The sequence below is a fragment of the Sporosarcina psychrophila genome, assembly GCF_001590685.1.
Lineage (GTDB): Bacteria > Bacillota > Bacilli > Bacillales_A > Planococcaceae > Sporosarcina > Sporosarcina psychrophila.
This window is the reverse complement of record NZ_CP014616.1, coordinates 667,501-681,623: the sequence shown is the minus strand read 5'-3', so window position 1 is coordinate 681,623 and position 14,123 is coordinate 667,501. Positions and strand designations below refer to the sequence as shown.

Annotated in this window: 11 protein-coding genes, 2 rRNA genes and 1 riboswitch (1 of these 14 running past the window's edge); all 13 genes read right to left on the bottom strand. The window is 44.9% G+C overall.

The genetic code is table 11. The features are described 5' to 3' along the window. Positions 1-7: 7 nt before the first annotated feature. Positions 8-1,543: a bifunctional phosphoribosylaminoimidazolecarboxamide formyltransferase/IMP cyclohydrolase gene (purH, locus tag AZE41_RS03220; protein ID WP_067205595.1), complete on the bottom strand. Its 1,536-nt coding sequence runs from the start codon at positions 1,541-1,543 to the stop codon at positions 8-10. Positions 1,544-1,646: 103 nt separating this feature from the next. Next, positions 1,647-2,219 carry a phosphoribosylglycinamide formyltransferase gene (purN, locus tag AZE41_RS03215; RefSeq protein ID WP_067205592.1) on the bottom strand — a complete coding sequence of 191 codons (573 nt, stop codon included), beginning with the start codon at positions 2,217-2,219 and terminating at the stop codon, positions 1,647-1,649. Next, positions 2,216-3,274 carry a phosphoribosylformylglycinamidine cyclo-ligase gene (purM, locus tag AZE41_RS03210; protein WP_067205589.1) on the bottom strand — a complete coding sequence of 353 codons (1,059 nt, stop codon included), beginning with the start codon at positions 3,272-3,274 and terminating at the stop codon, positions 2,216-2,218. The genes purN and purM overlap by 4 nt, the downstream gene beginning before the upstream one ends. A gap of 15 nt (positions 3,275-3,289) precedes the next feature. Next, the gene (purF, locus tag AZE41_RS03205; protein WP_067205586.1) at positions 3,290-4,711 is read right to left on the bottom strand and encodes an amidophosphoribosyltransferase; all 1,422 of its coding nucleotides are present in this window, start codon (positions 4,709-4,711) and stop codon (positions 3,290-3,292) included. Further along, positions 4,687-6,906 carry a phosphoribosylformylglycinamidine synthase subunit PurL gene (purL, locus tag AZE41_RS03200; RefSeq protein ID WP_067205584.1) on the bottom strand — a complete coding sequence of 740 codons (2,220 nt, stop codon included), beginning with the start codon at positions 6,904-6,906 and terminating at the stop codon, positions 4,687-4,689. The genes purF and purL overlap by 25 nt, the downstream gene beginning before the upstream one ends. Next, positions 6,890-7,576 carry a phosphoribosylformylglycinamidine synthase subunit PurQ gene (purQ, locus tag AZE41_RS03195; RefSeq protein ID WP_067205581.1) on the bottom strand — a complete coding sequence of 229 codons (687 nt, stop codon included), beginning with the start codon at positions 7,574-7,576 and terminating at the stop codon, positions 6,890-6,892. Before purQ ends, purL begins: the two co-directional genes overlap by 17 nt. Continuing rightward, positions 7,573-7,827: a phosphoribosylformylglycinamidine synthase subunit PurS gene (gene purS, locus AZE41_RS03190; RefSeq protein ID WP_067205578.1), complete on the bottom strand. Its 255-nt coding sequence runs from the start codon at positions 7,825-7,827 to the stop codon at positions 7,573-7,575. The genes purQ and purS overlap by 4 nt, the downstream gene beginning before the upstream one ends. 183 nt (positions 7,828-8,010) lie before the next feature. After that, a complete protein-coding gene (gene purK, locus AZE41_RS03185; RefSeq protein ID WP_067205576.1) occupies positions 8,011-9,132 on the bottom strand; it encodes a 5-(carboxyamino)imidazole ribonucleotide synthase in 1,122 nt (373 codons plus the stop codon). After that, positions 9,129-9,617, bottom strand: coding sequence for a 5-(carboxyamino)imidazole ribonucleotide mutase (gene purE, locus AZE41_RS03180; protein ID WP_067205573.1), 489 nt, complete (start codon positions 9,615-9,617; stop codon positions 9,129-9,131). Before purE ends, purK begins: the two co-directional genes overlap by 4 nt. Before the next feature lie 257 nt (positions 9,618-9,874). Next, positions 9,875-9,974, bottom strand: a riboswitch (purine riboswitch). Between the two features lie 76 nt (positions 9,975-10,050). After that, complete coding sequence (locus AZE41_RS03175; RefSeq protein WP_067205568.1) at positions 10,051-10,251, bottom strand: NETI motif-containing protein; 201 nt, start codon at positions 10,249-10,251, stop codon at positions 10,051-10,053. Beyond that, on the bottom strand, positions 10,248-10,769 hold the full coding sequence (locus AZE41_RS03170) for a DUF2179 domain-containing protein (RefSeq protein ID WP_156476136.1): 522 nt from the start codon (positions 10,767-10,769) through the stop codon (positions 10,248-10,250). Before AZE41_RS03170 ends, AZE41_RS03175 begins: the two co-directional genes overlap by 4 nt. 1,340 nt (positions 10,770-12,109) lie before the next feature. Further along, positions 12,110-12,225: ribosomal RNA gene (gene rrf, locus AZE41_RS03165) — 5S ribosomal RNA — on the bottom strand. Between the two features lie 80 nt (positions 12,226-12,305). Then, positions 12,306-14,123: ribosomal RNA gene (locus AZE41_RS03160) — 23S ribosomal RNA — on the bottom strand; it runs 1,114 nt beyond the window's last position.

The following is a 14,123-nucleotide window of genomic DNA, read 5'->3' as shown; positions in this document are numbered from 1 at the left end:
CTACTCCTTAATGTTTGAAATGACGTACGCCTGTAAATACCATCGTAATACCGTATTCATTAGCTTTCTTAATCGAATCTTCGTCTTTCACTGATCCGCCTGGTTGAATAATTGCCGTAATGCCCGCTTTCGCTGCAGCTTCGACTGTATCATCCATTGGGAAGAATGCATCAGATGCAAGCGCTGCACCTTTAGCGCGTTCGCCTGCTTGCGTTAGCGCGATATTCGCTGCTCCAACACGGTTCATCTGCCCCGCACCAACGCCGAGTGTCATATTGTCATCAGTCACGACAATTGCGTTGGACTTCACATGTTTTACAACAGCCCAACCAAGTTTCATCGCTTCCCATTCAGCTTCAGTTGGCTGGCGGTCAGTCGCAACACGAATGTCTGCATCCGCAAATCCGTATGCATCCGGCTCTTGCATAAGCAATCCGCCTTCAACAGAAACTGTATTCCATTTGTCTTTTTTGTTTTGATCAAACGAAATTGTCATCAAGCGAATATTTTTCTTCTTTGTCAAGATTTCAACTGCTTCTTCTGTGAATGCAGGTGCGATGATAATTTCTAGGAAGATACCCGATAACTTTTCAGCAGTTGCAGCATCAACTTCACGGTTCAATGCAATTATACCGCCAAAGATAGACGTCGAGTCTGCTTCATATGCTTTATTGAACGCTTCGAAAATTGTTTTGCCTGTTCCAACACCACATGGATTCATATGTTTTACCGCTACTGCAGCTGCTTTATCAAATTCTTTAATGATTTGGATAGCCGCATTCGCATCTTGGATATTGTTATACGAAAGTTCTTTGCCATGTAATTGTTTCGCGTACGCAATTGAGAAATCAGAACCAAGTGGACGGCTGTAGAAAGCTGCTTTTTGGTGTGGATTTTCTCCATAACGAAGCGGTTGTTTTAATTCATATGTATACGTAACCTGCTCAGGGAATTCTTCGCCTGTAAGGTCAGTCAAGAAACCGGCAATAAGTGCATCGTATGCTGCTGTATGACGGAAAACTTTTGCTGCAAGACGTCTTCGCGTTTCAAGTGTCGTTTTGCCATCTGCTTTGATCTCGGTAAGCACTTGATCGTAATCTGTTGCATCTACGATAACTGTGACGTATGCATGGTTTTTCGCTGAAGCACGAAGCATCGCTGGTCCACCAATATCGACATTTTCAATTGCATCATCATTGGTTACGTCCGGCTTTGAAATCGTTTCTTTAAACGGATACAAGTTAACACAAACAACGTCAATCGGCTGGATGCCATGCTCTTCCATTTGTAAGATATGAGAGGGATTGTCTTGTTTCGCAAGAAGTCCTCCGTGAATCATTGGGTTGAGCGTTTTAACGCGGCCTTCCATAATTTCAGGGAATCCGGTTACTGCATCGACTGCTGTTACTGCGACGCCATTGTCTGCAAGATGTTTCATTGTACCGCCTGTTGATAACAGTTCATAACCGAGACTTTCCAATTCTTTTGCAAATTCCAAAATACCGTTTTTGTCTGACACGCTAAGCAATGCACGTTTTTTCACGAATAAAACCCTCCAATTAGTATGTTAGGATAGCAGTCTAAAATCGCGACTTCCTGTCGCAACGACTGCATGACCTGCTTTCTGCCGGCCCAAGCCTTGATCATTACCGGCTAAAAAGTTCGTTTAACGTATCTTTATATAAACCGTGTTCAACAGCATGAATCGCTTCGGCTGTTTTATCTTCATCTCCACTGACAACATCGACTGCACACTGTGCAAGAATTTGTCCTGTATCCATTCCTTCATCCACAAGATGAACGGTAACACCCGTTACCTTCACGCCATGCGCAACCGCTTGTCCAATCGCATCTTTTCCAGGAAACGAAGGCAGTAGTGAAGGATGAATATTGACTATGCGAGAAGGATAAGCCATCAATAGGACCGGCCCAACAAGACGCATATAACCTGCAAGAACTAGCCATTCCGCCCCGGATTCTCGAAGTGCATGAAGAATTGCTTCTTCGTACGCATCTTTCGTTTCGAAATCTTTTGGACGTATTGCTGCAACTGGAATACTCACTTTGTCAGCACGTTCAACAACAAATGCTTCCGGCTTATTTGTCACCATCAGGACGATTTCAGCATTCAATTCATCTGCGCTACATGCTTGTTCAATTGCTGCAAAATTACTGCCGCTTCCGGATGCGAAAACGGCAATCTTCACTTTTCGATTCATTCGGCAAGACTTCCGTCATGTGTCCCTGTAAATGTGACGCCATCGCCTTCAATTACACGTCCAATAATGAATGCTTCTTCCCCGTGCTCAGCTGCAATTTTAAGGGCAGCATTCGCTTGTTCTTCAGGAAGCGCAACTACAAAACCGATACCCATGTTAAATACGCTGTATAGATCTTTATCCAACAGTTCGCCTTTTTCTTTCAGCATTTTGAATACTGGAAGTACTGGCCATGAACCAAGGTCAATTTCCGCTCCGAATCCATCTACCAACATACGCGGTAAGTTTTCGTAGAAGCCGCCGCCCGTAATATGGCCCATTGAATGGACGTCGAGTTCGTTATGCATTTGAAGAACAGGTTTCGCATAAATTTTCGTCGGTGTAAGAAGTGCGTTTCCAACTGTTCCAAGATCTTCGTATCCAGCAATCAAACCGTCAATTTCACAGCCCTGATCTTCAATTACAATTTTACGGACGAGTGAATAACCGTTCGAATGAATACCGCTTGAAGCGATACCGACAAGAACGTCTCCAGCAACAACTTTTTCACCCGTGACAACTTTACTCTTTTCACATGCTCCAACTGCAAATCCTGCAAGGTCATACTCATCGACTTCGTAAAGTCCTGGCATCTCAGCCGTTTCTCCACCAATTAATGCTGCACCAGATTGAACACAACCATCTGCGATTCCTTTAACAATCGCTTCTACCTTTTCAGGAACGGCTTTGCCAAGTGCGATGTAATCAAGGAAGTAAAGAGGTTCTGCGCCCTGCGCCACAATATCGTTAACACACATAGCGACACAGTCAATACCAATCGTGTCATGCTTATCTGCCATGAACGCCAGTTTCAACTTTGTACCAACACCGTCTGTACCGGAAATAAGTACCGGTTCTTTGTAGTTAAGTGCGGATAGATCGAACATGCCACCAAAACCGCCGAACGTTCCTGTAACACCTTTACGCGCAGTTCGCGCAACATGTGACTTCATCCGTTCAACTGACTCGTAACCAGCTTCGATATTTACACCTGCGTTTTCATAAGCCTTCGACATGTAAAAGTCCCCCTATCAAACAATTTCTTTCTTATGTGGCAACACTGTATCTGAATAGATTTCTGTAGGATATTCTCCTGTAAAGCATGCAAGGCATTGTCCACAGTTCTTTGTTTTATCGGGACGTCCAATGGCTTCGACCATTCCCTCAGCAGACAGGAATGTCAGTGAATCTGCACCGATAAGCTCTCGGATTTCATCAACAGTCCTATTTGTTGCTATCAATTCTGAATCCGTACTGATATCTACACCATAAAAACACGGACTGACAAGCGGTGGAGACGCAATCACAACGTGAACTTCTGTCGCACCGGCTTCTTTCAACAGATTGACAATCCTTTTAGACGTGGTGCCGCGAACAATCGAATCATCCACCATGACGACTCTTTTACCGTTCACAACTTGACGCACTGGAGAAAGTTTCATCTTCACGCCTCTTTCACGCATCTCCTGTGTTGGTTGAATGAACGTTCGCCCGACATAACGACTTTTGATCAGCCCTAACTCATATGGAATTCCACTTTCCTCAGAAAACCCAATAGCCGCTGAAATACTTGAATCCGGTACACCTGTGACGACGTCTGCTTCGATATGCACTTCACGTGCAAGTCGTTTGCCGCAACGCTTCCGTGCTGAATGAATATTAATACCATCAATATCCGAATCAGGGCGTGCGAAATAGACATATTCCATCGAGCACATAGCCGAGTCCGCAGCTTTCGCAAAACGGTCCGACTGAAGACCTTTATCATTAATAATGATGAGTTCTCCCGGCTCTACCGAACGAACCCATTCTGCACCAATAAGATCGAACGCACATGTCTCAGATGCTACGACCCAAGCATCTCCCAGTTTCCCAAGGGATAATGGACGCAAACCATTCGGATCCTGCGCAACCATTAATCCGTCATCCGTCAAGATGACAAACGCAAAAGCACCTTTTAACATCGACAATGCTTTTTTTACACGATCACGCTGTGTTAAAGAACCGCTACTTTTCTTAATTAAATGCGCTAGCACTTCTGTATCAGAATTCGTTTGAAAAATACTACCTTGACGTTCAAGATGCTCGCGTAGTTCGACCGCATTCACAATGTTGCCATTGTGAGCGACCGAAAGACTTCCAGTTGTTGAACGGAAAACGAGCGGCTGAACATTTTCGATTCCGCGACCGTTCTCTGTAGAATAACGCACTTGCCCAATTGCTGAATTTCCTTTTAAATCATTGATCTCATTACCAGAAAACACTTCATTGACAAGACCTTCGCCTTTAATCACATGAAACTTTTTGCCTTCCTTCGTAACGATACCGGCTCCTTCTTGTCCCCGGTGTTGTAACGCGTGCAGACCATAATAACTGATCTGCGCCGCGTCTTCATGACCCCAAATGCCAAACACACCGCACTCTTCGTTTAAGCCTCTGAGTTCAGCAAGCATTGGATAGCCCCTTTCCAAGCAGAACGGAGTTCATCCACCGTCCCGTCGATTAACGTACCGTCTTCACCGTTAATAACGATACGGTTACTATCCGTAACTACACCGATCTTAATCGCATCTGCTACAGCTTTTTCGAAATCTGACGCTTTTTCTTCTTTTACAGTCACAAGGAAACGTGATTGCGTTTCACTGAATAATGCTGTTACTGCAGATCCTGAAACTGTAACGCCTGCTCCAAGACCTTCCGTACCGAATGCTTTTTCACAAAGCGCTACTGCAAATCCGCCTTCTGATAAATCTGTTGCTGATTGAACAAGTCCCGCTTGGATCGCTGTCAAAAGTTCTTTCTGGCGTGCTGCTTCAACTTCAAGGTCAATTGCCGGAGCTTGGCCGAAAATTTTCCCTTCCGTCATTTGTTGCAATTCACTACCGCCGAAATCAAGTGATGCTTCACCGATGACATAAATGACATCGCCTGCATTTTTGAATTCAGTAGTCGTTACTTGTGATAAATCATGAACAAGGCCGACCATACCAATCGTTGGTGTCGGATAGATTGGAACACCATTCACTTCATTAGATAAGGAAACGTTCCCGCTTATTACAGGAGCATTCAACTTGCGGCATGCATCAGAAATTCCGTCAGCTGATTTCTCAAGCTGCCAAAATACTTCCGGCTTGTCCGCACTACCAAAGTTTAAGCAATCTGTAATTGCAATTGGTTCCGCGCCTGAACAAATGAGATTACGTGCTGCTTCAGCAACGGCAATTTTCCCGCCTGTTTCTGGGTCAAGATAGACGAAACGTGAGTTACAATCGGATGTCATCGCAAGTCCTTTATTCGTTCCAGTGACACGAATGACACCCGCAGATGAACCTGGTGCAACGACCGTATTTGACCTAGCTTGTGTATCGAACTGATTATAGACCCATTCTTTCGATGCAATCGTTGGACGTTGCAAGAGGTCTTTAAGTGTTTCATTCAAATCTGTCACGACAGGTTCTGTCATTTCCATCGCTTGGAATTCTCTGAAATAAGCAGGTTCCTCGGATTTCTTATGGTAAACCGGTGCGTCTTCAGCAAGTGCATCAGCTGATACTTCAGCGACAACTTCACCTTTATGAAGCAGGCGCAGCATTTTATCATCTGTTACTTTACCAATCGTTACAGCTTCGACATTATATTTCGCAAATAAATCCGTTACTTCCTGTTCACGGCCTTTTTTCACGACGATTAGCATACGTTCTTGAGATTCTGACAACATCATTTCATATGCTGTCATTCCTTCTTCACGTTGTGGTACTAGGTCAAGGTTTAACTCAACACCATACCCTGCTTTTGATGCCATTTCAGCCGCAGAAGAAGTAAGTCCTGCTGCCCCCATATCTTGAATCCCAATTAACGCATCTGATTTTACAAGCTCAAGGCATGCTTCCATCACAAGTTTTTCAAGGAACGGGTCACCAGCTTGCATCACTGGAAGTTCTCCATCTTTTACTTCGGATGAAGACATCGTCGCACCGTGAATCCCGTCACGTCCTGTTGTAGCACCGGCATACATCACACTATTACCGATACCGGAAGCGATCCCTTTTTGAATGTCTTCATGATTTAACAAACCAACAGCCATCGCATTGACGAGTGGACGTTTAGAATAACAATTATCGAACTGAACTTCGCCAGCAATAGTAGGTATACCAATCGCATTTCCGTAACTTGCAATCCCTGCAACCGCTTCTTCGAATAAATAACGGTCACGTTCGTCTGTTAGATCGCCGAAACGAAGTGAGTTTACAAGTGCTACAGGGCGGGCACCCATTGAAAATACGTCACGCAGAACCCCACCAGCACCAGTTGCTGCCCCGATGAACGGTTCAATCGCAGAAGGAGAGTTATGGGATTCCATTTTGAAAACAGCTGCTTGATTGTCGCCAATGTCGACGATTCCTGCTCCTTCTCCTGGTCCTTGAAGAACACGTGGCCCATCAGTTGGGAATTTACGCAGTACTGGTTTCGAGCTCTTATATGAGCAGTGTTCAGACCACAATGCAGAGAATAAACCCGTTTCCGTATAGTTTGGAAGGCGTCCTAACATCTCTGTTGCACGTTCGAATTCCTCATCTGTCATTCCCATTTGGCGGTATAATTGTTCATCTTTAATTTGTTGTGCGTTCGGTTCATGCTTGGCTGACATTATTTTCACTCCACCTTTTCAAGATTGAATTGAATAGAGGCAATCCATCTGTTCCTCCGATGATTTCCTCAACTGCACGTTCAGGAAGGGGCATCATACCGAGCACATTGCCTTTTTCGTTTAAAACACCCGCGATGTCCGCTGTGCTGCCATCTGCATTACCGTCCGCATATGTAAATACGATACGGTTAGTACTTTTCAATTCTGCTACTGTTTTTTCATCAACATAATAGTTGCCGAATTCATGAGCAAACGGAATTGTGATTTCTTGCCCGTTGTCGTAATCTGCCGTAAATATAGAATCTGTATTCAAGACAGTCAAGTTCGTTTTGCCAGACCTGAATTTCAGTCCTTTATTGCGCAAGAAAGCGCCTGGTAAAAGGCCTGCTTCAGCGAGAATTTGGAACCCGTTACCCACACCAAGAACAGGTTTCCCTGTTGCAGCAAATGCTTTCAAGCTCTCGATTGCTGGTGAGCTTTGCGCTAGTGCACCCGCACGCAGATAATCCCCGTACGATGCTCCACTCGGAATAAGTACTGCGTCATAACCGTCAAGATTCGCTTCTGTATGCCAGATGTATTCTGCTTTATTGCCCAGAACGGTATTTACCGCATGATACATGTCGATGTCGCAACCCGATCCTGGGAAAACAAGTATAGCGAACTTCATTTGCCCGCGACCTCCCCGATTTCATATCGGTAGTCCTCAATAACTTTATTGACTAAAAGCTTTTCGCACATTTCTTTGACACGTGCATCGATATTTGTAACTGATTCGTCTAATTCTAGCTCAATCAATTTCCCAATGCGTACGTTTTCGACCTCTTTATAACCCATCGTTTGAAGCGCTTCTTTAGTTGCTACCCCTTGTGGATCAACAACACTTTCACGGAGTGTTACGTATACGTTTACTTTCGTCATGTCTTTTTTCCTCCCAAATGGAATTAGATTAAGTTTCTTTTTGAAACTTTGAAATGTTGAAAAGCTGCCGTCAATTATTCAGTCAAGACGGAGCTGCTTGAAATTCGTATAACACTTATTTTGTTCTAACCGTACAGCGTCCATTTCTGGACTGGGGTATCGCTTTATCATAAGTATCCCCCTCTATTCAGACCAAATTCCCGTTGAATTAATGTCTTCCAATGTCTTTTCAATGTTGTCCGTCATGATTGTGACATGTCCCATTTTTCGCTTTAATTTCGCTTCGGCTTTGCCATATAGATGGATTGACCAATCGGGATAATCCGTAACAATCTTCGTCAGTGGCGCTACATGTTCGCCGAGCACATTCACCATAATCGAAGATTGCCATAATATCGGCTTGCGAAGTGGCCAGCCACAAATAGCACGGATATGCTGATGGAACTGCGAAATGTTACACGCCTCAATTGAATAATGACCCGAGTTATGTGGACGTGGTGCTAATTCATTAATAATAATTTCATCATTTTCTAAGACGAACATTTCAACCGCCAATGTTCCGACAAGATTGAGATGATCAGCGATTTTCTTCGCTGCATCTTCGGCTTGGGCTAAGACTTTTTCATTGACCCGTGCTGGAACGATTGATTCATGCAGTATATGGTGTTTATGAATATTTTCAGCAACTGGAAGACAGTAAGATTGTCCTTTATCATTCCGTTGAATGATCACTGATATTTCTTTTGTAAACGGAACGAACGCTTCTGCAATACATGCCGAATGAACAAAGAGTGATTCCGCTTCGTGAAGATCACTTTCAGAGTCGATTTTCACTTGCCCTTTGCCGTCATAACCACCGAATGCAGTCTTGACGATACAAGGGTAGCCGACTTCTCCAATTTTCAACGTTAGCTCTTCAAACGTCTGTGCCGCTACATAGTTTGCAACAGGTGCACCCGATGCTGTAATTTCTGCTTTTTCATTGATACGATTCTGTGTGATCCGGACAAGTTCTGCGCCCTGCGGTACGTGTGCGATTTGAGTGAGCCTTTTCAATCCCTCATAATCAATGTTTTCGAATTCATATGTGATGACGTCACTCACTTCACCTAGTTCCTCGAGTGCAATCTCATCGTTGTAAGGTGCAACAATCCGTATATCAGCAATTTGACCACACGGTGAATCCATAACAGGATCTAGCACCGCGATTTTGAATCCCGCTTCCTTCGCGGCAAGCCCCATCATCCGACCAAGCTGTCCCCCACCAATGATCCCTATCGTTTGTCCAGGTAAAATTGTTTTCATAGTAAGTCACCGCTACTTTCTAGTGCCGCATCACGCATGTTATTACGGCGCTCTTCAATACGTTTCATTAGAGCTTTGTCATGGACACCTAACATCTGTGCTGCAAGAAGACCTGCGTTCACAGCGCCTGCTTTCCCAATCGCCATAGTCGCCACTGGAACACCTCCAGGCATTTGAACAATGGACAATAAGGAATCCATTCCATTCAACGCTTTTGACTGAACAGGTATGCCAATAACGGGTAGCAATGTTTTTGCTGCAACCATCCCTGGAAGGTGTGCAGCTCCCCCAGCTCCTGCAATAATGACTTCTAAACCTTTATCTTGCGCTTGTTCTGCATATTCAAACATGAAATCAGGTGTACGGTGTGCTGAGACGACTTTCTTCTCGTAAGGGACTTCTAGTTCGTCCAAAATGTCACACGTATGTTTCATTGTTTCCCAATCACTTTTACTTCCCATAATGACACCGATTTTCGGTTCCACTTATAATCCGCTCCTTTTAAGAAAAGCGTTAGGTGCCGCTACAAATGAATGTTGCATAAGTTTGCCACATTTTGTGGCAACAGGCCGTCTTATGACCCGAGCGTCTGGCACCTGAAGCCTAGCCAACATTTCCTAAACTAAAAAGTCCTCGAACAAACCACTCTTCATATGCATGAAAAGCAGATCATTCGAGGACGTTGAAATATGCGTTAAGATGATTGCACCCATAGGTACCCACACACCTTTCGCTACAATTCCTGAAAGTCGCTTTCCCGCATAGTCCGGACATTACGGTGTCCTGGTAGAAACACTGCGGCCAATTCCACAGCATATATGGGGATTCTATTTACTCTCTATATTTTAACAAGACCGCGAGCATTCGTCAATAGAAAAGGCGAACAATTACATATCGCTATCCCATAACGTTCGCCTTTTAGGCATTTTCATCTTCTCTTAGTACACCTTTGAACTTGATAACTTGCCGTACTGGAATAAATTCTCCATTCACCTCAGTAAACAGCGGCTCTTCCTTTCGTCCCGCAACTGCATAACCTTCTGCAGCCATTCGCTTCAAACAATCCTCAATAGTCTCTTCTGTTTCCACGTCAAACCATATAGTCTTCTTTTTACTCACTTGAACAACTTCCCTTTCCTCACACTCTTAACCCAGAAACCGCCATGTATCATTTTCGCCTCGTATGCAATAATAAATGCTTTTGGGTCTATTTCTTTAATAGTAACGTAAAGTTTCAATTCATATTTACGCGGGGTAAGAATCTGCATAGCAGACCGATCCCCATCAAGACCATTCGCTGACCAATCTGTGACTCCGTAACCTTTTTCCCGCAGTATACTCGGTAATTTCAAGTTCTTCTCTGACGTAATTACATTTACTGTAATATAGCCAAGTGCCATCTTCTCTTCAATCTTCGACCCAATAATAACTCCACAACCATAACCGATTGCATAGGCTACTAAGTTCTGTATTTCATTCAGGTTATCAAGCACTAAACCAAGGCCGATGACATAGATAACGATTTCTACTACACTAAGTCCGGCAGCGATGTATCTATAGCCTTTTAACGTTAGAATCATGCGCACTGTAAAAAATGTAACATACACGATATTAATCGCGAATATAATGAGCACCATTTGCAAAATAACCACCCCTTTCAATATTGCTTGACCCTTATCGTATCGCTGTTAGGCTATGATTTCAAGCTATTAAGAATAGACGGACAAGTAGCTCGAATCCGAAGATGAATTTAGGTATTCTAATCGCCACTTCCATAATCTAACACCAATTCTTATGTCGCTAATTGTTCAATCATAATGGCTAAAATTATAGGCGAGCGAGCTTATCAGGAGCACGACCGATCATATCAACACCTAAACAATCATAACCACTGCACGACCGATCATATCAACATTTAAACAATCATAACCAATGCACGACCGATCATATCAACACGTAAACAATCATAACCACTGCACAGCCGATCATATCAACTCCTAAACAATCATAACCATTGCACAACCGATCATATCAACACCTAAACAATCATAACCACTGCACAGCCGATCATTTCAACACGTAAACCGATCATATATATATAACTCACTTACATTAAGACCTGTACATTTACGGAATTTCGTTATTATATAAATTGAAGTAAATAAACCCTTCAATATCGCATTTTGTATGCCCAACCCCATTAATCTAACTGCTTCACCTATCCTATAGTCATTTGGCTCCGACTTTCCCAGTAAGAAGCTAGCGCTCTGTTTTCATAACATATTCAATAATTTAACTTAGATAGCATTTCTCCATAAGTACGAGATTTCATTATTTCCCGGACGACAAAAAAGGCCATTACCTATTGGCAATGACCTTACTACCGGCGATGTCCAACTCCTCACGTGGAAGAGCTCCGAACCATCATCAGCATGCGAACTTATTATCCCTGTCCCTAGTAATGTAGACACGGAAGGGGAAAGGCGACGTTTTTTAATTGAGACCACCCTTTTTTCGAAAGACAAGAAATTATAAACTTTTTCACCTAGAGTAGCGTCTAGACTCCAGCGCCTAGCTCCCGAGCCTACACAACGGGGGGCATGCAGAGCTGTTGCGACATTGTGTCATCTGTGTCGCGCTGATCCTAAGCTGCCTTCCTCTGTCGCTTGTCGTCCTTTTCAGCTCCACCAAGGCGCTTGAGTTTATATATATATACGATTATCCTTACTTTTTTTGTATAATTACAAATTAACGTATGTAAGTTAAAATAAAGAATCCATTTGAATTCCCTATTGCGCTAGGGATATTTTCCTCCTTAGGCCTAGTTGGTGCTCCACTACTCTCAGAGCTTCGATTGTCTATTTAAATGCGCATTCTCTTAGTTCGTATAGATACTCATTTATTTGATATATATATCTAAAAAAAATTTCTAAAAATAAACACAAAAAAAGCCATTACCTATTGGCAATGACCTTGCGCCCGGCGGCGTCCTACTCTCGCAGGGGGAAACCCCCAACTACCATCGGCGCTGAAGAGCTTAACTTCCGTGTTCGGGATGGGAACGGGTGTGACCTCTTCGCAATCGTCACCAGACTCTTTGAGCTTGTTCGCTCAAAACTGAATAAAACAGACATTGTGCTACACGAATCAGGGTAATCAAGCCCTTTTCAAAATTGGTTAAGTCCTCGATCGATTAGTATCCGTCAGCTCCACACGTCGCCGTGCTTCCACCCCAGACCTATCAACCTCATCTTCTTTGAGGGATCTTACTTACTTGCGTAATGGGAAATCTCATCTCGAGGGGGGCTTCATGCTTAGATGCTTTCAGCATTTATCCCGTCCATACATAGCTACCCAGCGATGCCTTTGGCAAGACAACTGGTACACCAGAGGTATGTCCATCCCGGTCCTCTCGTACTAAGGACAGCTCCTCTCAAATTTCCTGCGCCCGCGACGGATAGGGACCGAACTGTCTCACGACGTTCTGAACCCAGCTCGCGTACCGCTTTAATGGGCGAACAGCCCAACCCTTGGGACCGACTACAGCCCCAGGATGCGATGAGCCGACATCGAGGTGCCAAACCTCCCCGTCGATGTGGACTCTTGGGGGAGATAAGCCTGTTATCCCCGGGGTAGCTTTTATCCGTTGAGCGATGGCCCTTCCATGCGGAACCACCGGATCACTAAGCCCGTCTTTCGACCCTGCTCGACTTGTAGGTCTCGCAGTCAAGCTCCCTTATGCCTTTGCACTCTACGAATGATGTCCAACCATTCTGAGGGAACCTTTGGGCGCCTCCGTTACTCTTTAGGAGGCGACCGCCCCAGTCAAACTGCCCGCCTGACACTGTCTCCTGCCCCGATAAGGGGCATGGGTTAGAAGTCCAATACAGCCAGGGTAGTATCCCACCAACGCCTCATCCGAAGCTAGCGCTCCGGAATCCAAGGCTCCTACCTATCCTGTACAGGCTGCACCGGAATTCAATATCAGGTTACAGTAAAGCTCCACGGGGTCTTTCCGTCCTGTCGCGGGTAACCTGCATCTTCACAGGTATTATAATTTCACCGAGTCTCTCGTTGAGACAGTGCCCAGATCGTTACGCCTTTCGTGCGGGTCGGAACTTACCCGACAAGGAATTTCGCTACCTTAGGACCGTTATAGTTACGGCCGCCGTTTACTGGGGCTTCAATTCGAAGCTTCGCTTGCGCTGACCTCTCCTCTTAACCTTCCAGCACCGGGCAGGCGTCAGCCCCTATACTTCACCTTGCGGTTTTGCAGAGACCTGTGTTTTTGCTAAACAGTCGCCTGGGCCTATTCACTGCGGCTCTCTCGGGCTTTAACACCCTACCAGAGCACCCCTTCTCCCGAAGTTACGGGGTCATTTTGCCGAGTTCCTTAACGAGAGTTCTCTCGATCACCTTAGGATTCTCTCCTCGCCTACCTGTGTCGGTTTGCGGTACAGGCACCTCCCGCCTCGCTAGAGGCTTTTCTTGGCAGCGTGAAATCAGGGACTCAGGGATAAATCCCCTTGCTGTAACAGCTCAATGTTATAGGAACGGGATTTGCCTCATTCCACACCTCACTGCTTAGACGCGCATAACCAACAGCGCGCTCACCCTATCCTACTGCGTCACCCCATTGCTCAAACGGCGGGGAGGTGGTACAGGAATATCAACCTGTTGTCCATCGTCTACGCCTTTCGGCCTCAACTTAGGTCCTGACTAACCCTGAGCGGACGAGCCTTCCTCAGGAAACCTTGGGCATTCGGTGGAAGGGATTCTCACCCTTCTTTCGCTACTCATACCGGCATTCTCACTTCCAAGCGCTCCACCAGTCCTTACGGTCTAGCTTCGACGCCCTTGGAACGCTCTCCTACCACTGACATCTAAGATGTCAATCCACAGTTTCGGTGATTCGTTTAGCCCCGGTACATTTTCGGCGCAGCGCCACTCGACCAGTGAGCTATTACGCACTCTTTAAATGATGGCTGCTT